Raw genomic sequence first — 20,197 nt, 5'->3', positions numbered from 1 at the left:
ATGAAAAAAACAGTAGTTATTATCGTGACTTATAATGGTATGCAGTGGATTGAAAGGTGCATTAAAAGTGTTTTAGAAAGCGCAATCATTTGTGAAATAATTATTGTTGATAATAATTCAAGTGATGGAACAACGGCATTCATTAAAACACATTTTCCTCAAGTAATTTTGTTAGAACAAACCAAAAATCTAGGTTTTGGGGCAGCTAATAACCTAGGAATGAGTTATGCATTTAATAATAATGCAGATTATGTTTTTTTATTAAACCAAGATGCTTATTTACAATCAGATACGATTGGTAAATTAATAGAGGTTCATAACGGTAACCCAGACTATGGTATTTTGAGTCCTATTCATTTAAATGGAGAAGCTAACAAGCTTGACAAAATTTTTTCAAATTATATAAAAATAAACGACTTATTATTTTATGATGCTTTAAAAGGTGCGTTTTCAAAGTCCATTTATGAAGTTCCTTTTGTTAATGCCGCAGCTTGGTTGTTACCAAAACAGACACTGGAAGTTATTGGTGGTTTTGATCCTATTTTCCATCATTATGCCGAAGATGATAATTATTGCCAACGCGTTATTTACCATGAGCTTAAAATTGGTATTGTACCAAACTGTTATGCGCAGCATGATAGGGAGTTTAGACAAAAAAAGTTAAATAGTTTATATAACCTTATTCAACGAGAGAGGTACTTAAAATATAAATGGGCAAACATTAATATTGAAGTAACAGAAGAAATTGAAAAGCAAAAGAAGTATTTGAAAATGCTTGTATTGAGACTTTTTTTTAAATTTCAATATAAAAAGATGCTTTATTATAAAAAGGAACTAGCTCTAATAAATCAAATAATACCTGAGATTTTTAAAAGTAGGAGCATTAATTCAAAAACAGGGAAGCATTATTTATAAAAATTATAGTTTTTTAAATTAGATAAGGATTAATGAAACATTTTTTAGCAACAAGATTTAATTTAACAGTTCCTGATTGGAAAACTTCCAAAAGCGGCAAACTTGTTTTAACAGATGACTGGTTAGAAAATAGATTTTATTTATTCGAAAATTATTGTTTGCCATCTGTTAAGAATCAAACCAATCAAAATTTTATATGGTGTGTTTTTTTTGATACAAATACATCGGATTTTTATAAGAATAAAATAAAAATTATTGAAGAAAACTACTCAAATTTCAAACCTTTATTTATTGAAGGTATAGGTAGCCTTCATAATTCATTTAAAGATTTTATAGTTAATAATCTTAGAGATGATGAATACATAATAACTACAAGATTAGATAACGATGATCTTATCCATAAAGATTTTATTAAAACAATTCAATCTTTATACCAACCAATTGATAAAACTGTAATTGATTTAAGAAAAGGTTATTCAATAACTTTAAAGAAAAAGCATAGTGAAATTAGAGTTTATGTAGGTAGATTTAATCCTTTTATAAGTCTTGTTGAGGAAGCAAAAAAAATAGAAACAGTATTTGCTAAAATGCATTTAGATTGGGCCGATTCAAAAAATATAATTATAGAAGATAACTTAAAACTTTGGGTTGAGTTAGTTCATGATGAAAATAAATTAAATCATACAAAATACAATTTAAAAAGAGCTTTGATTTTTAATAATGCTGATTTTGGGCTTTTCTATGATTTTAAATTAAAGGATCCGTTTGATAAAGTCATAAGTGCCAACGTAAAACTAGAAGCAAGTAGTTTAAAGCAGGCTTTGAAGTATAAATTTAAAAAGATTTTTTTTTATGGTTAAGGGCTTAGTTTCTATCATTATTCCAACTTATAATAGAGTACATTTAATTGGAGAAACTTTAGATAGTATTTTGAGTCAAACATATACTAATTGGGAATGTATTGTAGTTGATGATGGAAGTACAGATGATACAAAAATGACTATAGAACAATATGTGCAAAAAGATGCTAGAATCAAACTATACAACAGACCAGAAAATTATTTAAAAGGTGCCAACTCCTGCAGAAATTATGGATTTGAAAAAAGTTCAGGCAAATACATAAATTGGTTTGACAGTGATGATATAATGATATCTTCTTTTATCCAAAAAAAAGTTGAATTTTTAGAAAATGAAAAGCTTGATTTTGTGATTTCTCATTCAATTAATTTTAATGAAGTAGGAAATGAAACACCTATTTTTGATAATAATAACAAAGGAAAAGATATTACTGCTGAAAATTTTATTGGAAATGTCATTAATTGGATTACTATGGATGCCATGGTTACAAGACAATCCGTTGGAGAATTACGTTTTAATGAGCTTCTAAAATCAGGACAAGAATATAATTTTTATTCCAGATATTTACTTAAAAAGCCAAAGGGTGAATTTATATATGAATGTTTAGCAAAAAGACGAATTCATAAGACTTCAATTCAGCAACAGTTGCTAAAGGATGAAATAAAGAGGAAAAAGGAATTATTATTCAATGAAATGCTTCTGTTAAAAGATATAAAAGGAAAAGTGTCTAGAAAATTAATTAAGCGTAGTTTAAAACGCTTGATAAGGTTAAGCTATGAAACACAAAAAAAATTCACTTTCAGTAAAGTACAGTTTATTGTATTGAAAGAATTGATAAGTTTTGGTAGTTTAAAAGCAATATGTTGCTATTTAATTTGGGGAATGACCAATTTTATCTTTGGCAAGGGCTATTTTTTTATTAAACTATCTAAATTTGATTGATGAGTAAAGAAATGCAAAATAGACCAGATTTAATATCCATAGTAATTCCTTGCTATAATGATACTCAATTTATTGAACAAGCAGTTGATTCGGCTTTAAATCAAACGTATTTTGATAAAGAAATTATTGTGGTTGATGATGGCTCTGATTTTGAAACAAAGAAAGTCTTAAAAAATATTGAACACAAAATCACGAAATTAATTACACAAGAAAATAAAGGACAGAGTACAGCAAGAAATGTTGGTATAAGATACGCAAAAGGTGAATTCGTTTTGGTATTGGATAGTGATGATTTTTTTGAACCTACTTTTTGCGAAAAAGCCATAAATATCTTTACGTCTTGTAAAGAAACTAAAATAGTTAGTTGTTATGCTAATTTACTTTTTAATAATGGAAAAAAATTACATTACAAACCTAAAGGAGGAACTATTCATGATTTTCTTTTTTTTAATCAAATATTAGGCACCTCTATGTTTAAAAGGCAAGATTGGGAATATTGCGGTGGATATGATGAATCGATGCGAAATGGATTTGAAGATTGGGAGTTTTTTATAAGACTTTTAAAGAATGGAGGAATAGCAGAAGTTATTAAAGAGCATTTATATAATTATAGAAAAAGATTAAACTCTACAACTCTAAAAGCAAATGAAAATAAATACGAGTTACTTAAGTACATGTTTTTAAAGCATAAAGAGTTGTATATAAATAATTTTGAGTTAACAATATCTCATTTGTTAAATGGTATTGAAAGAGAGGAAATAGAAAAAAGAAAAAATACCGAACGATTGGAGTTCAAAATTGGTCAAACAATTTTAAAACCTATCCGTTGGGTAAAATCACTTTTAGGATGAACCTTAGCTCACAAGTTTCAATCATCATGGCAACCTACAATAGAGCACATTTTATTGTAGAAACCTTAAAATCCATACAAACGCAGACCTATACTCATTGGGAGTGTTTAATTATAGATGATGGAAGTACCGATACTACAGAAACCGTTTTAGAACCTATTTTAAAAGCAGACAATCGATTTAAATACTGCAAACGACCACCAAGCTATAAAAAGGGATTGCCGGGAAGTAGAAATTATGGTTTGGATTTAGCAAAAGGAGATTATATTGTTTTTTTTGATGATGACGATGTGGTTCATCCGTTATGTTTAGAAATTAGTTTATCTGCTCTCAAAAACATTCAAAATTCATCTTTTTGTAATTTTAAGAAAGAAGCTTTTTTAGGAGATTTTAATTATAGCTCAATAAATAAGGGTAATGAATGTAGTTTAGAAATAACCAAAGATGATTTATTAGAAAACGTTATAAAACAAAAAATTCCTTTTGCATCGTGTACAGTTTTATGGAAAAGAGAATGTTTTAAAGAACATGTTTTTAATGAAAATTTGATGTATGCCGAAGAGTGGGAATGTTATCAGCGTATACTCAGTAATAAACCTAAAGGGGTTCTTATAGATAAAGTGTTGTACTATAATAGAAAGCATGACAAATCAAATACAGGGGAGTTTTGGAGAAATTCAAAAATTCGAGTAAATTCAAAAAAAGAGGCCATTAAATTGGTTGTAAGTAACTTATATAAAAAAGAGCTGTTATCACCTTATTTATTTAAATACTTAGTAAATTTAGCTATTTCGTTTAGAGATTTTAAATTAGTAAAAAACATTCTTAAAATCACAAAACCAAAAATGAGACTGAAATTATTTTACATAATAAAATATTATTTATTTCCTTTTTGGGTTTTTTATAAGAATAAAAGAAGATATAAACATTGAAACTACTTGTCTGTTTTGGCACGCGCCCTGAAGCCATAAAAATGGCGCCAATATGCTTAGAGTTAACTAAAAGATACATAGCTTTTAAACTCTGTGTAACAGCACAACATAGGCAAATGCTTGACCAAGTGTTAGAGTTTTTTCAATTAGTGCCAGATTATGATTTGAACGTGATGCAACCCAATCAAAGTTTGAATATGTTAAGCTCTAGGATATTGTCCGAAATGGATACGATATTAGAGAAAGAACCCTTTGATTTGGTATTGGTACATGGTGATACAACCACATCAACATTAGTGGCTTTGGCAGCATTTCACAGAAATTGCAAAGTAGCCCATATAGAAGCAGGTTTAAGAACTTATAATAAAAAATCACCATTTCCAGAGGAACTGAATAGACAATTAACGGGTCGAATTTCAGATTTTCATTTCGCACCTACTCAAAAAGCAAAAAGTAATCTTTTAAAAGAAAATGTAAATAAAGGAAGCATTATTGTTACAGGAAATACCGTTATTGACGCACTACACATTACTATAAATAAAATTGAAAAGGGTTATACAAATACCTTTATTGAAAATTTATGCGGAATCATTAATTTCAATAGAAAAATTATTTTGATAACGGGTCACCGAAGAGAAAGTTTTGGATCTGGGTTTGAGAATGTTTGTGAAGCCATTTTAGAGATTTCAAAAAAGCATGATGTTGAAATCGTGTATCCAGTGCATTTAAACCCGAATGTTCAAAACGTGGTTTATGAAAAACTATCTAACATTAAAAACATTCATTTAATAGCACCTTTAGATTATCCTTCGTTTGTATGGTTAATGCGTAAAGCTGTTTTAGTAATTTCTGATTCCGGAGGTATTCAAGAAGAGGCTCCATCTTTAAGTATACCTGTTTTAGTAACCCGAGAAACAACCGAACGAGAAGAAGGTATAGCATCGGGATGTTCTATTTTAGTGGGGACCAATACCAATAAAATTATCCATGAAGCAAATAGACTATTAGCTACAGATAAAGCGAACAATAAAATGACCAATCCTTATGGTAATGGGCTAGCAGCTATTAAAATAGTTGATTTCATTCAAAATAATATTTGGGTAAATGACTAAACAAATTGTAATAGTTGTAGATTCCATTGATGTCAATGATAGTAGTGGGTCTAAAGCCAATATAGCTTTAATTAAAAACTTAGCTGCAATTGGTTATAGTGTTACGGTTATGCATTTTACGCAAAAAGATATTCATTTAAATGGAGTTGCGTGTATTTTAATAAAAGAAAAAAAGTATAACATATTATATTTTTTAAGTAGAACACAACGTATTATTCAACGCTATTTTAAAATAAATTTAGCAAGGTATTTAGAACCCATTTTCGGTTTTTCTTTTACCTTTTTTAATGATATAAATAGTATTAAGGCAGTGTTAAAAAAACTGGATGTTTCAAAATTTGATTTAGTATTAACATTAAGCAAAGGTGCTAGTTTTAGACCACATTATGCAGTAAACAAACTACCGATCTTACATAAAAAATGGATGGCATATATACATGACCCTTATCCATTCAGTTGTTATCCAAAACCTTATGATTGGAATGAGCCAGGACATAAACAAAAGCAACTTTTTTTTGAAAGTCTTTCAAAACATGCCAAACATGCTGCTTTTCCAAGCAAGTTGTTAAATGATTGGATGGGTAGTTATTTTCCTAATTTTAATAATACAGGCATAGTAATTCCACATCAAAGTTTTGAAGAAGAACCAATGAATTTTGAAAAACCAAACTATTTTGATAGTAATAAATTTAATTTATTACATGCAGGGAATTTAATGAAACAACGCAACCCAGAAGGTTTAATAAAGGGGTATAAACTGTTTCTTGAAAATACTCCAGAAGCTAAAGGAAACTCTCAATTATTGTTATTGGGTAATGCCGATTATCATAAAGAGCTTATTAATAAATATACGGTTGGTTTATCACAGCTATATGTACAACTTACAAATGTTCCTTTCAACGAAGTATATTGGTTGCAAAAGCAGGTGTCTGTAAATATTATTTTAGAAGCAAATTCAGAGATTAGTCCATTTTTACCTGGAAAATTTCCCCATTGTATAGCAGCAAATAAACCTATATTACATTTAGGTCCAAAGCATAGCGAAACAAAACGTTTACTTGGTGAACACTATGAGTATTGGACAGAAGCTGATAATGTTGAAGTGATTTCGATAATAATAGAAAAACTTTATAATGAATGGCTACTTTCATCCAAAACGATGTGTTTAAATAGATCTGATTTAGAAAACTATTTAGGAAAAGCGTATTTAAAAGAACAACTAGAAAAGGTTTTTGGCAATGACTAAATTTTCCATATTAATCACCACAAAAGATAGGTTGTCCGATTTAAAGGAAACATTAAATCAACTAGCTTGTTTTATAGACAATGATGATGTGGAATTTATTATTTGTGATGATGGTTCTAGCGATGGAACATCAACTTTTATAGAAACAAACTATAAGTCCATACAGTTAATAAAAAACGCAAAAAGCAAGGGACTTATTTTTAGCCGAAACAGGTTGCTTAATCTAACCAAAGCAAAATATGCCATAACATTGGATGACGATGCGCATATTGTTTCTCAAAATCCTTTGGAGATAATAGAAACTTTTTTTGAGTCAAATAAAAAGTGCGCTGTGATTGCTTTCAGGGTTTTTTGGGGGAAAACATTGCCGGACAATTTAAATCATACACTTGTAAATGCACGTGTAAAAGGCTTTGTGGGTTGCGGCCACGTTTGGCGTATGGACGTGTGGAGAAGCCTGCCAAATTATCCAGATTGGTTTGTGTTTTATGGGGAAGAGGAATTTGCAGGTTTTCATCTCTTTAAAAAAGACTGGGAAATTTGGTTTGTTCCAGATGTATTGGCACACCATCGTGTGGATGTAAAAGCAAGAAAAAAACATCAAGATTACACGACCAGATTGAGACGTTCATTACGGTCTGGGTGGTATTTATACCTATTGTTTTATCCATTAAAATACATACCTAAAAGGCTAGCTTATACTTTATGGATGCAACTAAAATTAAAAGTTTTTAAAGGCGATTTTAGGGCGTTGTTAGCTATATTGGGAGCAATTTTTGATGTGCTGTTTAATTTAAAAAGACTGATTTTTAATAGAAATGCATTAAATAATTCAGAATATCAAAAATACAAAAGACTTCCAGATACTTTTTTGTATTGGACAAATTAATAATTAGATAATATGTTAAATATAATTAAGGAAAAAATCTCATATCAAAAAAGACTGAAAATCAAATACAGACTAAGGTTTTTTAAAGCTTTCTTTTATCTTTTTAATTTATCTAAAATAGCTAAAATTCATAAAACGGATAAGTTTGGATATCACTTTTACACACCGCATTATCAAAATCATTTTAAAAAATATAAATTCAATAAAAACAATATTTTAGAAATAGGCGTTGGTGGTTATGAAGATCCATTTGTTGGGGGAAATTCTTTAAGAATGTGGAAATCGTATTTCCCGTTTTCTAAAATATATGCTTTAGATATTCATGATAAATCTTTTCTTCAAGAAAGTAGAATAAAAATTTTTAAAGGAAGCCAGGTGGATTTTGAGTTTTTAGAAACTATTACCAAAGAAATAGGAGATATAGACCTTATCATTGACGATGGAAGCCATATAAATGAACATGTCATTGAAAGTTTTAAATATCTTTTTCCTAAACTTAAAAAAAGCGGGATTTATGTTGTTGAAGACACACAAACGTCGTATTGGAATGACTATGGAGGTGATTCAAGTAATTTTGATAACAAACAAACCATATATGGCTTTTTTAAATCTTTAATAGATGGGCTAAATAATGAAGAGTTTATTATAGAAAATTATCAAAAAACATATTACGACAAGCATATTATCTCCATGCATTTTTATCATAATATGATTTTTATATATAAAGGCGATAATGATGAGTGCTCAAATTATTTAGTAAATAATTCTATACCTAATGGAAAAGGCTAATATAGCAATATTAACTACGGTTGCAAATTTCGAGCTGTATGGAATTACTTCGAAGCTTTTTCCTAAAGGCATAAAAAAATATGTGATAGATGGAACAAATGGAATGCATGGCATTCACAGTATCTATTACATGTTTAATAAACTTTCAAATAAGGGCATTCATTGGTTGATATTAGCAGATGAAGATGTTATTTTTGAAGACAGTGATGTTGTTTTTTCTATTATAAAAAATATGGATGATAATAATATTTCTGTTTGTGGAGTTAGAGATGGAGGCGTTATTAGTCATCGAAATTATAATCCAATAGCAGTAAATACTTTTTTTTCAATACTTAATTTCAAGGAAATTTCTAAGGAATGGAACAAAGAAGAAGTAAAAAGCAACCAATTTATTTTACCTTTTGAATTTAAAATTGATGAAAGTAAATTAAATGGATTGTTTGATGTTCATAGTCTTTATGAACCGTATTATTGTTTTTTTCTTTGGTTAAAACGAAAAGGGAAAACCTTTTTATATTTAGATTCAGAAATGATTGACGATAATATTTCTAATACTTTATTGTTTGAAAATCAATTGTTTGCTTGTCATACTTGGCATGCTAGGAGCTATAAGATAAGCGAAAAGCATACAACCCGAATTAATAAGGTTTTAAATAAAATGAACATTGAACTTAATTCAAGTAAATTAGATTCTAATACAGTAATATTTAAAGATCAATTTTTCTACATTAAGATGAAACTTAAAAAAAGTTATAAAAAGGTTATAAATAAGCTGAAATAATATTTGACTAAAGGAAGTATATAGTATGGAAAAAATAGAAATATATAAGAACAGGTCATGTTTTGCAAGTATTATGTTAAACAAGTATTTCTATTTTGCACCAAATAAAATAGTCAGTGATATTGGTGCAGGATTTGGGCACATGAAAAAAGAAATTGAAAGTATTGGTGCTAAATGGCAACCTTTTGATTATGTTAAAAAGATAGACGAATCTGTAATTTGGAATTTAAATGATAAAGCTCCAAATAATGTTGAAAACGCTGGGATTGTTATTTTTTTAGAAGTGTTAGAACATCTAGATAATCCACTTTTTGGTATACAAAATATTGCAACACATATGGAAAAAGAAGGGGTATTAATATTAACTACTCCGAATCCACAATCTAGTAAAAATATATTAAGTTTGTTTTTAAGAGGTTCTCTTTATGCGTTTCAAGAAAAACATATTGTAGAAAATCACGTATTTACTCCTTGGAAACATGTTGTTTACGAGTTTTTAAAAAGAAGTGGATTTGAGGTATTGGAATATGCTATAGTTGATATGCAGTATAAAGATAGAAAAACAACATCAATTAAAGATTGGTTAAAGTATAAAGTAGAATCTTTTATAGAATACAGAAACCCTTTAGCCAAAGGCATGAGTTATGGAATAGTTGCTAGAAAAATATCATGACACATATTAAAATAATAGGAATTTGAAAACCATAGCCATCATACCAGCCAGGGGACATTCAAAACGATTGCCTAATAAAAATATCAAGTTATTGGCAAGCATACCCTTATTGGTTCACAGTATAAATTATGCTAAGGAACATGATTTTATTGATACTATTTATGTATCGACAGATAGCAAAGACATAAAAAACATAGCCTTAGAACATGGTGCATTTGTTATTGATAGACCACGAGAACTGTCTGGAGATTTGGAGCCTACAGTAACCGCTTTAAAACATGTTTTAGAGTCTATAGATGATGCTATTGAAAATGTTATTTTATTGCAGTCCACAAATCCGTTACGACCTAAACTTTTGTTAACAGAAGCATTTCAACGGTATAAAAGCAACACATACGATAGTTTATTTACGGTGTCCCGAAACCATCAAAAATTTGGGACTATTGAAAAGGGTATTTTTAAACCATTTAATTATTCTATTGGGCAGCGTAGTCAAGATTTAGAGCCTTTGTATTTTGAAAATGGCTTGTTATACATTACAAAAGCAACGCATATTTTGAATAACCAAATTATAACAGAAAATGCATTTCCGTTAATTGTAGACCACCCTTTTGTTTCAATAGATATTGATACACAGGAAGATTTTGACTTAGCAGAATTTATGATAAACAAATACAATAATGAATAACCCATTTATAGACATAGCAGGTCGCAAAATTGGTCAAGATTTTCCACCATTGGTTATTGCCGAAATAGGCATCAATCATGAAGGTTCCTTGCAAGTCGCAAAACAAATGGTTGATGCCGCTTTTAGAGCGGGTGTTGAGGTTGTAAAACATCAAACCCATATTGTTGAAGATGAAATGAGCCGTGTAGCCAAACAAGTGATTCCTGGAAATGCGGATGTATCCATTTACGATATTATGGAACGTTGTGCTTTAAATGAAGCCGATGAATTGGAACTAAAAAACTATGTTGAAAGTAAAGGCATGATCTTTATTTCTACGCCTTTTTCACGCGCAGCAGCAGAACGTTTAAAGCGATTTGATGTGCCGGCTTATAAAATAGGCTCAGGCGAATGTAATAATTATCCATTATTAGAGCATATTGCCCAGTTTGGAAAACCAGTTATTTTAAGTACGGGTATGAATACCATTGAAAGTGTTAAAAAGGCTGTAGCAATTTTTGATAAGCATCATGTACCCGTGGCGCTTTTACATACCACCAATTTATATCCAACACCAAGCCATTTGGTACGCTTTGGAGCTATGATGGCATTGCATCATGTGTTTCCAGATAAGGTTTTTGGGTTAAGTGACCATACTTTAAATAACAATGCGTGCTTGGGAGCAGTCGCTTTGGGTGGGTCTATACTGGAGCGTCATTTCACCGACCACATGCAACGCCAAGGACCGGATATTGTTTGCAGTATGGACGAAACGAGTTGTAAAGAACTTATTGCGGGTAGTAAAGAAATCGCGCTCATGCGAGGAGGTACTAAAGAACCGGCTAAAGAAGAACAAGTCACTATTGATTTTGCTTTTGCAACGGTGTGTAGTATTTCAAACATTAAAAAAGGAGCTGTTTTTACCAAAAAGAATATTTGGGTTAAACGCCCTGGTACAGGCAAAATTTTAGCAGAACATTTTGATAGCATTTTAGGAAAAAGAGCCAGTCGGGATATTGAAAATGATGAACAATTAACTTGGGGGGATATTGAATAAAACCACTGTTAAGTTTGTTGAAGTTATATGAAGGAGGTGTCGGTAATAGGACTTCGACAGGCTCAGTCTGACAACGTATGGTTTATTAAGTTAGTTTTGTGGAACAACGTTTGTCAAGCTGAGCTTGTCGAAGCTGTGTGAAGAAAGTGTTGGTAATAATAGGACTTCGACTGCGCTCAGTCTGACAGGGAGTTTGTTGTTTATTTGTTGAATCGTTTAATTGTTGAATCGTTGAATTGGTTGTTGATTACCAACTAGTGGCTAGTGGCTAGTGACTATTGACTAGTTGTTCACTAATTAAAATTTTATATTTGTTGCAAGTAAAAAAGCATGCATAAAAAAATAGCGTTTTTAACAGGTACACGGGCCGATTTTGGTAAAATGAAACCACTTATCCAAATTCTTGATAATCATCAGGATTTTGAAGCTCATATTTTTGTTACGGGCATGCATCTTCTCGAAACTTATGGATATACCCTCATTGAAGTAGAACGTTGTGGTTTTAAAAACATTTCAACGTTTCGGAATGATACCCATGAGGCCAGTATGGATTTAACCTTGGCGAAGACCATCACCGGTTTTTCTGAGTTTGTAAAAAATACACAACCAGATTTAATTGTCATTCATGGTGACCGAGTGGAAGCCTTGGCAGGCGCCATTGTAGGTAGTTTAAATAATATTTTGGTCGCCCATGTGGAAGGTGGCGAATTATCAGGAACTATCGACGAATTGTTGCGTCATGCCACCAGTAAAATGAGTCATATTCATTTTGTGGCAAATGGTAAAGCAAAGTCCTTATTAAAGCAAATGGGGGAGTTGCCAGAATCTATTTATAGTATTGGTTCCCCTGATGTCGATATCATGTTTTCAAATACGTTGCCGGATTTACAAACCGTAAAATCGTATTACAACATTCCTTTTGATGCGTATGCTGTTGCTATGTTTCATCCTGTAACCACGGAGCATCAACAAATGGCACATTATGCCAAGGCTTTTGTAGAGGCTTTAATTGAAAGCAATAAAAACTATGTGGTTATTTTTCCGAATAACGATATGGGAAGTCAGATCATTTTAGATGCGTATCAGTCCATTTTAAACCATCCGAATTTTAGAGTGTTCCCTTCTGTTAGGTTTGAATATTTTTTAACACTTTTAAGACATTCAGAATTTATTATAGGCAACAGTAGTGCTGGTGTCAGGGAGGCACCTTATTATGGCATTCCCACCATTAACATTGGTACGCGCCAACATAACAGAGCCATTTCTAATGCTATTATTAATACAGACTATCATGTCAATACGATTTTAGAAGGCATAGAAGCGGCTAAACATGTGGTTGTAAACAAAATCACTGATTTTGGGAATGGCCATAGTGCGGAAGCATTTTTAAACGTTTTAAAATCGGAATCACTTTGGAAAACGAATCATCAAAAACAATTTAGATCACTTTAATGAAAAAACTAGGATTGGTAATTACCGATGGCGTTGGCTTTAGAAACTTTATTTTAAGTGATTTTTTACGACATGCCGAAAAACGTTTTGATGAGGTGGTTATTTTATCATGTTTGCCAAAAGATATTTATAAGCCGTATACCAATCTTCGGGTGATTGAATTGGATGTGTTTGAAGAAACGTTCAAAACCTGGTTTTTTAGAAAGTCTAAAGAAATAGCACACCTTAAATTACATCAAAAAGGAAATTTAGGGATTCAAGATAATTTAAAAACCAATGACTCTAAGCTAAAAACAACCAGAGGGTATGCCACTCGTTTTATATATAAATTAACGGCGTTGTTTCATTCAGAATTTACTATTCAACAGTTTCAAAAATTGCAAAATAGTACCTTTTCTAATCATAGAATTACAAAAGGCTATGCTTCTATTTTAGAAAAAGAGTCTTTTGATTTGTTGTTTTTCACCCATCAAAGACCTCCATATATTGCGCCTTTGGTGTATGCAGCACAACAAAAAAAAATAAAAACGGCAGCCTTTATTTTTAGCTGGGATAATTTGGCTTCAAAAGGCAGGATGTCTTCCAATTTCGATTATTATTTGGTTTGGAGCGCTGTTATGAAACAAGATTTACTTCAGTTTTACACATCTATCAAACAGGAGCAAATTAAAGTCGTTGGAACACCCCAATTTGTGCCGTATGTGATGGATGATTATAAAGTATCGAAAGAAGCGTTTATTTCGGAATTTAATTTGGATGCTAATTTAAAAACGGTATGTTTTAGTTGTGGGGATATTTCAACTAGTAAAAATGATGAACTTTATATAGAAACCATAGCAAGTGCCATTACAGAAAATAAAATTGAACAGGTTAATTTTATTGTCAGAACATCGCCAGCAGAAGACCCCATTCGATTTCATTCTTTAGTTGAAAGATTTCCATTTATAAAATGGAACTTCCCTAAATGGATACAAGTACGCGCCAATCATCAAGAATCGTGGTCGCAACGTATCCCAACACTTGAAGACGTTAAACAATTAAGGGCATTATTGGAATATTCCGATTTGAATATCAATATGCTTTCTACCATGAGTTTAGATTTTATGTTGTTTGATAAACCTGTTATTAATCCTATTTTTGGTCATGCCACTAATGGGTTGTATGATGATCAACGATTTTTAGGATACGCACATATTCAGCATTTGGTGACCAGTCAATCTTCAAAAATAGTCAAGGATAAAGAACAATTACTTGCTGCTATTTCAGGATATTTAAATAGTGATAGTGATTCACTAAATCGAAAAAATTTTATTAAACAACAAGTCGGCGTATCTTTAGAAGAAACCAATAAGCAATTAGTGGTAAGTTTAAAAGAATGGGCATAATTAGAAAACATATAGCTGTAATTTGCAATTACGAACTTCTTGAAGATCGGGTAGGTGGTATGGACTATTTTTTCTGGGCGTTTAATGATAAATGTGCTGAACAACAGATTGCAGTCGATTGGTTTTTTCCAAATAAGGGCGGACATGGAGGTTATCCAACATTTAATATAATTCCAGCGAACGATTCCAGTTTAGAAGCATGCTTTTCAAGTTATATTAAAACACAAAAAGTTCAGTATTCACATATAGTTACACATTTTATTGAGTTGTGTACGCCCTTTTTTGTAGATGTTAAGAAACTTCAAAAAGCAAAAATTATTGCGGTTGACCACAATCCCAGACCTTTGGGAGGTTATTCACTTAAAAAGCAATTAAAAAAGAAGTTAAAGGGATTCTTATATTCAAGATATATTGATTTATTCATTGGAGTTTCCAACTATACAAGTCAGGCTATTTTACAGGATTTTGGAAGCCATTTAAAACCAAAAACACAAACTATTTATAATGGGGTGTTGATTGATACTATCCTTCCTAAAACCACGGAAAGAAGTCGAATAAACCCTAAGTTTTTAGTAGTTTCACATTTACGGGCATCTAAAGGCATTCAAGATTTAATACGTGCGGTTTATTTATTGACAGAAACGATAAAAAAAAGTTTAAAGATTGATGTGTATGGCGACGGCCCATATAAAGACAGCTTGTTTCAATTGGTAAAACTTTATAATCTAGAAGCTGTTTTCAATTTTAAAGGCAGTCAATCCACTTTAAAAGCCTTATACCAACAGTATGATTATTTGATTCAGCCCACGCATATGGAATGTTTTAGCTTATCTATTTTAGAAAGTTTGGCGGCTAATATTCCTGTAATTACTACGCCAGTTGGGGGCAATACGGAAGTTATAACCAACAATGAAAATGGGTTTATATTTGAAACTAAAAATAGTAAAGCATTATCAGGCTTGTTAGCCGACATTATAAAAGGAGAAAAATATATTATAGGACATACACGGACTTTAATAGAAGACAGATTTTCAATTGATATGATGGTACACAATCACATGAAACACCTATGGGAATAGCGTTCACATACACGAGCATGATTATTCAGGGTGTTCCATCTGACCAAAATATAAAATAAATTTTAGTACATGACAAAAATCAAAATACATTGAGATGTCAGTCTGAGCGCAGTCGAAGACATTGGAAGTATCGTTTTTAATGGCATTTCGCAAGCTTTGCTTTTATCTTCAAATAAAAATATATTTTCATTTTCGATAATGCTCAATGTGACATGCCTCAATTTTTGTCATGTACTAAAACAATATAAATAAACAGATAAAACACTCATGAGAAAAAGCTTCTCACACAAGCATGATTATTCAGGGTGTTCCATCTGACCAAATTAAAACAATGAAAATAAACCAGATGAAACTTATAGGGATATGAAAATCGCTTTCCTAACACCCGAATATCCCCATCCTAAAACCGGAACGGCTGGAGGTATTGGCACGAGTATTTTAAATCTATCGAAAGCCTTATCTGATTTAGGACACGATATTAGCATTCTTGTTTATAGACAGGATCAAGACGATTCTTTTATTGAAGCAGGCATTCACTTTTATAAAATAAAAAACATTAAAGTAAAAGGCTTGTCGCTTATTTTGACACAAAAAAAAGTAGAACGCTTGATCAACTCCTTGTATGATTCTGGCAACATTGAGCTTGTTGAAGCGCCAGAATGGACCGGTTTTACAGCGTTTGTAAATCCGAAATGTCCTTTGGTTATTAAAGAACATGGTAGTGATACCTATTTTTGCCATTTAGATAACAGAAAAGTTAAGTTTAAAAATAAATTCCTTGAAAAACAGGCTCTTAAAAAAGCAGATGGTGTTATTAGCGTCAGTGCTTATACAGGAAATTTAACGAATGAATTGTTTGGGTTGAATAAACATTTTACTGTCATTCCCAATAGTATTGATGTCTCTGTATTTAAACCAAACCCCAATAAGTCTGAAAAATTAACGATTTTATATTTTGGAACACTTATAAGAAAAAAAGGACTTTTAGAATTGCCTAAAATATTCAACCGTGTCCATGATTCAAAAAATGAAGTAGCATTAATTTTGGTAGGAAAAGATAGTGGTGATAAAAAAACAGGGTCGACTTCGACATGGCAACTCATGCAACCTTTATTTAGCGCATCGGCAATAAAGAAAGTAAGCTATATGGGAGCGGTTGACTATTCAAAAATCCAACAGCTCATTCAAGAGGCTACGGTTTGTGTATTTCCTACCTTTGCAGAAGCCTTACCCGTATCGTGGCTAGAAGCCATGGCTATGGAAAAAGCCATTGTAGCTTCTAATATTGGTTGGGCAAACGAAATGATTGAAGATGGTAAAGAAGGTTTTTTAGTGCATCCAACCCAGCACAAACAGTATGCTGAACGCATTTTAGAATTGCTTGATGATCCCTCAAAACAAAGGCAATTAGGTATGGCGGCCAGAGAAAAAGTAAAAACACATTTTAGTCATGATTTAGTGGCGAAACGTTCCGTAGAATTTTATAAAACCATATTAAGAACATGACAAAAAAACAAACATATTCAGATGTCAGTCTGAGCGCAGTCGAAGACATTGGAAGTATTGTTTTTAATCTAAATAATTCCCCGAAGGCTCTGCTTCGGGGTGTCCAATTCACCTCTCCTTTGGAGGAGAGGTCAGAACTGCCTTTTCGGGCAGTTCTGGGTGAGGTAAAATACAAAATTTCGGTTTTTGACCCTGAGGTCAAAATGAAACAGGCGAAATACCTCTATGGCTCTGCCTCGAGGATAGTCTGTTTCAAGAAATTTTTTATTCGTATTTCTCAAGCTTTGCTTTTATCTTCAAATAAGAATATATTTTCATTTTCGATAATGCTCAATGTGACGCGCTTCAATTTTTGTCATGTGCTAAAAACCATATTAAAATCTTGATACACTTAAAAGAATACATTACACCCAACGGCGATATTTTATTATATCAAGGCACTCCCAATTTTAGCTTGCTTGATGAGTTAGCTATGGGAGAAGGTGATATTTGGCACAGTAGTCTGGATCAAGGCTATAAAAATGTCTTTCCTGAAATTGTCTATCAAACGGTGGTGTTTTTCTGGTATGGAAAGGATTTTGATAATTTAGAAAAGTCGGTTAGTTGGCGAATCAATCCCAATGCTTTTGTAATAAGAAAACAGGTTTGGGAAACTTTTGGAGGTTTTGATTTGGATTATGAAAACCTACAAATGTCGGCTTTGGATTTTGGGTTTAATACGTTGAGGTACCAAGGTGTTGTTCCTTTGTATGTAAAAGGATTGTTTGAAAACCTTATTGAAGCCGTCCAAATTTCAACAAAAGATATTTATACCTTCTACATTAAAAATTTTAAGCTTTCACATAGTATTTATATGTTATTTAGAAGCGGTTTTTGGAAGCCGAAAGACCTGAAGGGGTTTTGGTTTGCAAAAAATAAATACCGTTTTAAGAATAAGTCAGTCTTATTAAAACCTCGGGAATTACAACCCATAAAAGGAACCCCAAAAGTAAGTTACATCATTCCCACCATGATGCGTCAAGATTTCACTTTAAACCTCTTGAACGATTTGGAAAATCAAACTTACAAGCCTTTTGAAGTGATTGTGGTGGATGCCACTCCAGAAGCAGCGAGAGATTCGTCGCTTTATCATGCCAATGCCTATTCGTTTAAGGTTGTTTTTAAATGGCAAACCACTCAAGGCAGTTGTAGGGCAAGAAACGAAGCCATCGATTTATGTACGGGCGATTACATTGTTTTTGGTGATGACGATATTCGCATTCAACCGCAATTTATAGAAAACCATATCAGATTATTGCAAACCTATAACGCCGAAGCCTGTAATGGGTTGGATATTAGGGCAGACCACCAGCAGCAAACGCTAATCGATTTAGATGATAAGTTAAAAGCGATGGGAGATGAACGTTGGAAAGTTGGTGCAGCACAATCATTTAGTAATGCGAATTCCTGTGTATCAAGGCGTGTTGTAAATCAATTGATTGGCAACGATATCAATTACGATGGCGGTTATGGTGAAGATAGTGACTTTGGCCTATCAATTTCAAAATTAGGTGTTACCGTTTTACATAATCCATTCTCTGTAAACTTGCATTTAAAACCACCTATGGGTGGTTACCGTTTTTGGGGACAACAAGCGGGTATAAAAGGAAAAAAACGTAAACAACAACCTTGGGAACTGGATAAGCCGGTTAAATGGATTGTACCAAAACCAAGCCCTACCATCATGTATCAACTGTTTAAACATTTTGATGAAAGACAACGTAAAGAATATAAAATCAAGTATTTTGTGTTTTATTTCACAAAAGCAAAGTGGATAGACATCCCATTAAGAGTATTAAAGCTCCCCATAAGGCTTTTACAGTTTAATAAATCAGTGTTTTATGCCAAAAACTTAATAGCTTTGGGAAAACGAACCAAGTAGTAGTATATTTTTTGTCACACTGAGCCTGTCGAATTTTGTCACACTGAGCGCAGTCGAAGTGTTTTTATTGGGTATTCGATAAGCCCAGATAAATAAATATATTTTTTTGAATTATATTAAAAATTTAATCATGCCTCAAGGCTTATGAATTTTACTTTAATAGTTTGTACATACATGCGACCAAAACCACTGTTAACTTTATTGCAGTCGGTAGCGAAACAAACATTATATCCCAATGACATTTTAATTATTGACGGTTCTACCAATAATGACACGGAAACCATTTTAAAAGAGAATGCATTTAAAGACTTAAAATATTTTAAAGTTGATGCCAGCCATAGAGGCTTGACCAAACAACGTAATTTTGGAGTTAAAAAGGTTTCTGAATCTTCGGAGATTATTTGCTTTTTGGATGATGATATTGTTCTTGAACCAAATTATTTTGAAGCTTTAATAAAAACATATTCTGAAAAGAAAGATGCTTTAGCGGTTGGCGGTTATATTATTAACGAAGTAAGTTGGACGAAGTCCGATCATAAAAAGGATCCTTCAAAATTTTATTATGATGGATGGATGCGAAGTGAACCTTCACGATTCAAAATGAGACGAAAATTTGGTTTGCTACCAGATGCTGTACCAGGATGTATGCCTACGTTTTCACATGGGCGCTCCATTAGTTTTTTACCACCCTCAGGAAACATTTATGAAGTAGAACAGCTTATGGGAGGTGTTTCTTCTTATAAGAAAGATATTTTCGACCGATTTAATTTTTCAAGCTATTTTGAAGGGTACGGACTTTATGAAGATGCCGATTTTTCATTGCGTTTAGCAAAAACAGGAAAACTCTATGTGAACACCAATGCACAATTGGCGCACTATCACGATGGTTCTGGTCGTCCCAATAAATACAGTTATGGCAAAATGGTGCTTCGAAATGGTTGGTATGTATGGCGCGTTAAATATCCAAATCCTACTTTTAAAGCGCGTTTAAAATGGCATGCTACAGCCATTTTATTGACTAAAATAAGATTGCTTAACGTCATAACGACTTCAGAAAGAAAAGAGGCGTTCACCGAAAGTTTAGGACGTATTGTTGGCTGGTTTTCGCTTATCTTTAATGCTCCAAAGGTTAACAGATAACT

20 protein-coding genes are annotated in these 20,197 nt (G+C 32.0%); all 20 read left to right on the top strand.

All coding sequences use genetic code 11. The features are described 5' to 3' along the window. The 20 genes from CJ739_RS00845 (at position 1) to CJ739_RS00750 (ending at position 20,195) form a co-directional block, all read left to right on the top strand. Positions 1 to 915, top strand: a complete 915-nt coding sequence (locus tag CJ739_RS00845; RefSeq protein ID WP_117172181.1) for a glycosyltransferase family 2 protein — start codon at positions 1 to 3, stop codon at positions 913 to 915. A gap of 32 nt (positions 916 to 947) precedes the next feature. Next, entirely contained in the window at positions 948 to 1,775 is an 828-nt protein-coding gene (locus CJ739_RS00840; RefSeq protein WP_117172180.1) for a glycosyltransferase, read from the top strand. Next, positions 1,768 to 2,715 (top strand): glycosyltransferase family 2 protein, encoded by a 948-nt coding sequence (locus tag CJ739_RS00835; RefSeq protein ID WP_117172179.1) that lies wholly within the window; start codon positions 1,768 to 1,770, stop codon positions 2,713 to 2,715. Before CJ739_RS00840 ends, CJ739_RS00835 begins: the two co-directional genes overlap by 8 nt. After that, positions 2,715 to 3,566, top strand: coding sequence for a glycosyltransferase (locus tag CJ739_RS00830; RefSeq protein ID WP_236951577.1), 852 nt, complete (start codon positions 2,715 to 2,717; stop codon positions 3,564 to 3,566). Before CJ739_RS00835 ends, CJ739_RS00830 begins: the two co-directional genes overlap by 1 nt. Then, the gene (locus tag CJ739_RS00825; protein WP_117172178.1) at positions 3,563 to 4,498 is read left to right on the top strand and encodes a glycosyltransferase family 2 protein; all 936 of its coding nucleotides are present in this window, start codon (positions 3,563 to 3,565) and stop codon (positions 4,496 to 4,498) included. Before CJ739_RS00830 ends, CJ739_RS00825 begins: the two co-directional genes overlap by 4 nt. Before the next feature lie 41 nt (positions 4,499 to 4,539). Then, on the top strand, positions 4,540 to 5,610 hold the full coding sequence (gene wecB, locus CJ739_RS00820; RefSeq protein ID WP_236951650.1) for a non-hydrolyzing UDP-N-acetylglucosamine 2-epimerase: 1,071 nt from the start codon (positions 4,540 to 4,542) through the stop codon (positions 5,608 to 5,610). Beyond that, complete coding sequence (locus CJ739_RS00815) at positions 5,603 to 6,856, top strand: glycosyltransferase family protein (protein ID WP_117172176.1); 1,254 nt, start codon at positions 5,603 to 5,605, stop codon at positions 6,854 to 6,856. The genes wecB and CJ739_RS00815 overlap by 8 nt, the downstream gene beginning before the upstream one ends. Continuing rightward, positions 6,849 to 7,745: a glycosyltransferase family 2 protein gene (locus CJ739_RS00810; RefSeq protein WP_117172175.1), complete on the top strand. Its 897-nt coding sequence runs from the start codon at positions 6,849 to 6,851 to the stop codon at positions 7,743 to 7,745. Before CJ739_RS00815 ends, CJ739_RS00810 begins: the two co-directional genes overlap by 8 nt. Positions 7,746 to 7,757: 12 nt before the next feature. Next, entirely contained in the window at positions 7,758 to 8,534 is a 777-nt protein-coding gene (locus CJ739_RS00805; protein ID WP_117172174.1) for a class I SAM-dependent methyltransferase, read from the top strand. Continuing rightward, entirely contained in the window at positions 8,521 to 9,315 is a 795-nt protein-coding gene (locus CJ739_RS00800) for a hypothetical protein (protein ID WP_117172173.1), read from the top strand. Before CJ739_RS00805 ends, CJ739_RS00800 begins: the two co-directional genes overlap by 14 nt. Positions 9,316 to 9,340: 25 nt before the next feature. Beyond that, the gene (locus tag CJ739_RS00795; RefSeq protein ID WP_117172172.1) at positions 9,341 to 9,988 is read left to right on the top strand and encodes a methyltransferase domain-containing protein; all 648 of its coding nucleotides are present in this window, start codon (positions 9,341 to 9,343) and stop codon (positions 9,986 to 9,988) included. 22 nt (positions 9,989 to 10,010) lie between these two features. After that, the gene (locus CJ739_RS00790; protein ID WP_117172171.1) at positions 10,011 to 10,676 is read left to right on the top strand and encodes an acylneuraminate cytidylyltransferase family protein; all 666 of its coding nucleotides are present in this window, start codon (positions 10,011 to 10,013) and stop codon (positions 10,674 to 10,676) included. Continuing rightward, positions 10,669 to 11,712: an N-acetylneuraminate synthase gene (gene neuB, locus CJ739_RS00785; protein WP_117172170.1), complete on the top strand. Its 1,044-nt coding sequence runs from the start codon at positions 10,669 to 10,671 to the stop codon at positions 11,710 to 11,712. The genes CJ739_RS00790 and neuB overlap by 8 nt, the downstream gene beginning before the upstream one ends. 330 nt (positions 11,713 to 12,042) lie before the next feature. Continuing rightward, the gene (neuC, locus tag CJ739_RS00780) at positions 12,043 to 13,164 is read left to right on the top strand and encodes a UDP-N-acetylglucosamine 2-epimerase (RefSeq protein WP_117172169.1); all 1,122 of its coding nucleotides are present in this window, start codon (positions 12,043 to 12,045) and stop codon (positions 13,162 to 13,164) included. Further along, entirely contained in the window at positions 13,164 to 14,549 is a 1,386-nt protein-coding gene (locus CJ739_RS00775; protein ID WP_117172168.1) for a hypothetical protein, read from the top strand. The genes neuC and CJ739_RS00775 overlap by 1 nt, the downstream gene beginning before the upstream one ends. After that, positions 14,540 to 15,628, top strand: coding sequence for a glycosyltransferase family 4 protein (locus tag CJ739_RS00770; RefSeq protein ID WP_117172167.1), 1,089 nt, complete (start codon positions 14,540 to 14,542; stop codon positions 15,626 to 15,628). Before CJ739_RS00775 ends, CJ739_RS00770 begins: the two co-directional genes overlap by 10 nt. 363 nt (positions 15,629 to 15,991) lie before the next feature. Further along, complete coding sequence (locus CJ739_RS00765) at positions 15,992 to 17,134, top strand: glycosyltransferase family 4 protein (protein WP_117172166.1); 1,143 nt, start codon at positions 15,992 to 15,994, stop codon at positions 17,132 to 17,134. Beyond that, positions 17,131 to 17,520, top strand: a complete 390-nt coding sequence (locus CJ739_RS00760; RefSeq protein ID WP_117172165.1) for a hypothetical protein — start codon at positions 17,131 to 17,133, stop codon at positions 17,518 to 17,520. Before CJ739_RS00765 ends, CJ739_RS00760 begins: the two co-directional genes overlap by 4 nt. Continuing rightward, positions 17,517 to 19,055, top strand: coding sequence for a glycosyltransferase family 2 protein (locus tag CJ739_RS00755; RefSeq protein WP_236951576.1), 1,539 nt, complete (start codon positions 17,517 to 17,519; stop codon positions 19,053 to 19,055). The genes CJ739_RS00760 and CJ739_RS00755 overlap by 4 nt, the downstream gene beginning before the upstream one ends. A gap of 144 nt (positions 19,056 to 19,199) precedes the next feature. Continuing rightward, a complete protein-coding gene (locus tag CJ739_RS00750; RefSeq protein ID WP_117172164.1) occupies positions 19,200 to 20,195 on the top strand; it encodes a glycosyltransferase family 2 protein in 996 nt (331 codons plus the stop codon). The last annotated feature ends 2 nt before the right edge of the window (positions 20,196 to 20,197 follow it).

It is taken from the genome of Mariniflexile sp. TRM1-10, assembly GCF_003425985.1.
Lineage (GTDB): Bacteria > Bacteroidota > Bacteroidia > Flavobacteriales > Flavobacteriaceae > Mariniflexile.
The sequence above is the reverse complement of the archived record's forward strand: the minus strand, read 5'-3'. Positions and strand labels throughout refer to the sequence as shown.

Coding starts and splice junctions, on each gene's coding strand:
- CJ739_RS00845 (WP_117172181.1), top strand. CDS start 1: ATGAAAAAAACAGTAGTTATTATCGTGACTTATAATGGTATGCAGTGG.
- CJ739_RS00840 (WP_117172180.1), top strand. CDS start 948: ATGAAACATTTTTTAGCAACAAGATTTAATTTAACAGTTCCTGATTGG.
- CJ739_RS00835 (WP_117172179.1), top strand. CDS start 1,768: ATGGTTAAGGGCTTAGTTTCTATCATTATTCCAACTTATAATAGAGTA.
- CJ739_RS00830 (WP_236951577.1), top strand. CDS start 2,715: ATGAGTAAAGAAATGCAAAATAGACCAGATTTAATATCCATAGTAATT.
- CJ739_RS00825 (WP_117172178.1), top strand. CDS start 3,563: ATGAACCTTAGCTCACAAGTTTCAATCATCATGGCAACCTACAATAGA.
- wecB (WP_236951650.1), top strand. CDS start 4,540: ATGGCGCCAATATGCTTAGAGTTAACTAAAAGATACATAGCTTTTAAA.
- CJ739_RS00815 (WP_117172176.1), top strand. CDS start 5,603: ATGACTAAACAAATTGTAATAGTTGTAGATTCCATTGATGTCAATGAT.
- CJ739_RS00810 (WP_117172175.1), top strand. CDS start 6,849: ATGACTAAATTTTCCATATTAATCACCACAAAAGATAGGTTGTCCGAT.
- CJ739_RS00805 (WP_117172174.1), top strand. CDS start 7,758: ATGTTAAATATAATTAAGGAAAAAATCTCATATCAAAAAAGACTGAAA.
- CJ739_RS00800 (WP_117172173.1), top strand. CDS start 8,521: ATGGAAAAGGCTAATATAGCAATATTAACTACGGTTGCAAATTTCGAG.
- CJ739_RS00795 (WP_117172172.1), top strand. CDS start 9,341: ATGGAAAAAATAGAAATATATAAGAACAGGTCATGTTTTGCAAGTATT.
- neuB (WP_117172170.1), top strand. CDS start 10,669: ATGAATAACCCATTTATAGACATAGCAGGTCGCAAAATTGGTCAAGAT.
- neuC (WP_117172169.1), top strand. CDS start 12,043: ATGCATAAAAAAATAGCGTTTTTAACAGGTACACGGGCCGATTTTGGT.
- CJ739_RS00775 (WP_117172168.1), top strand. CDS start 13,164: ATGAAAAAACTAGGATTGGTAATTACCGATGGCGTTGGCTTTAGAAAC.
- CJ739_RS00770 (WP_117172167.1), top strand. CDS start 14,540: ATGGGCATAATTAGAAAACATATAGCTGTAATTTGCAATTACGAACTT.
- CJ739_RS00765 (WP_117172166.1), top strand. CDS start 15,992: ATGAAAATCGCTTTCCTAACACCCGAATATCCCCATCCTAAAACCGGA.
- CJ739_RS00760 (WP_117172165.1), top strand. CDS start 17,131: ATGACAAAAAAACAAACATATTCAGATGTCAGTCTGAGCGCAGTCGAA.
- CJ739_RS00750 (WP_117172164.1), top strand. CDS start 19,200: ATGAATTTTACTTTAATAGTTTGTACATACATGCGACCAAAACCACTG.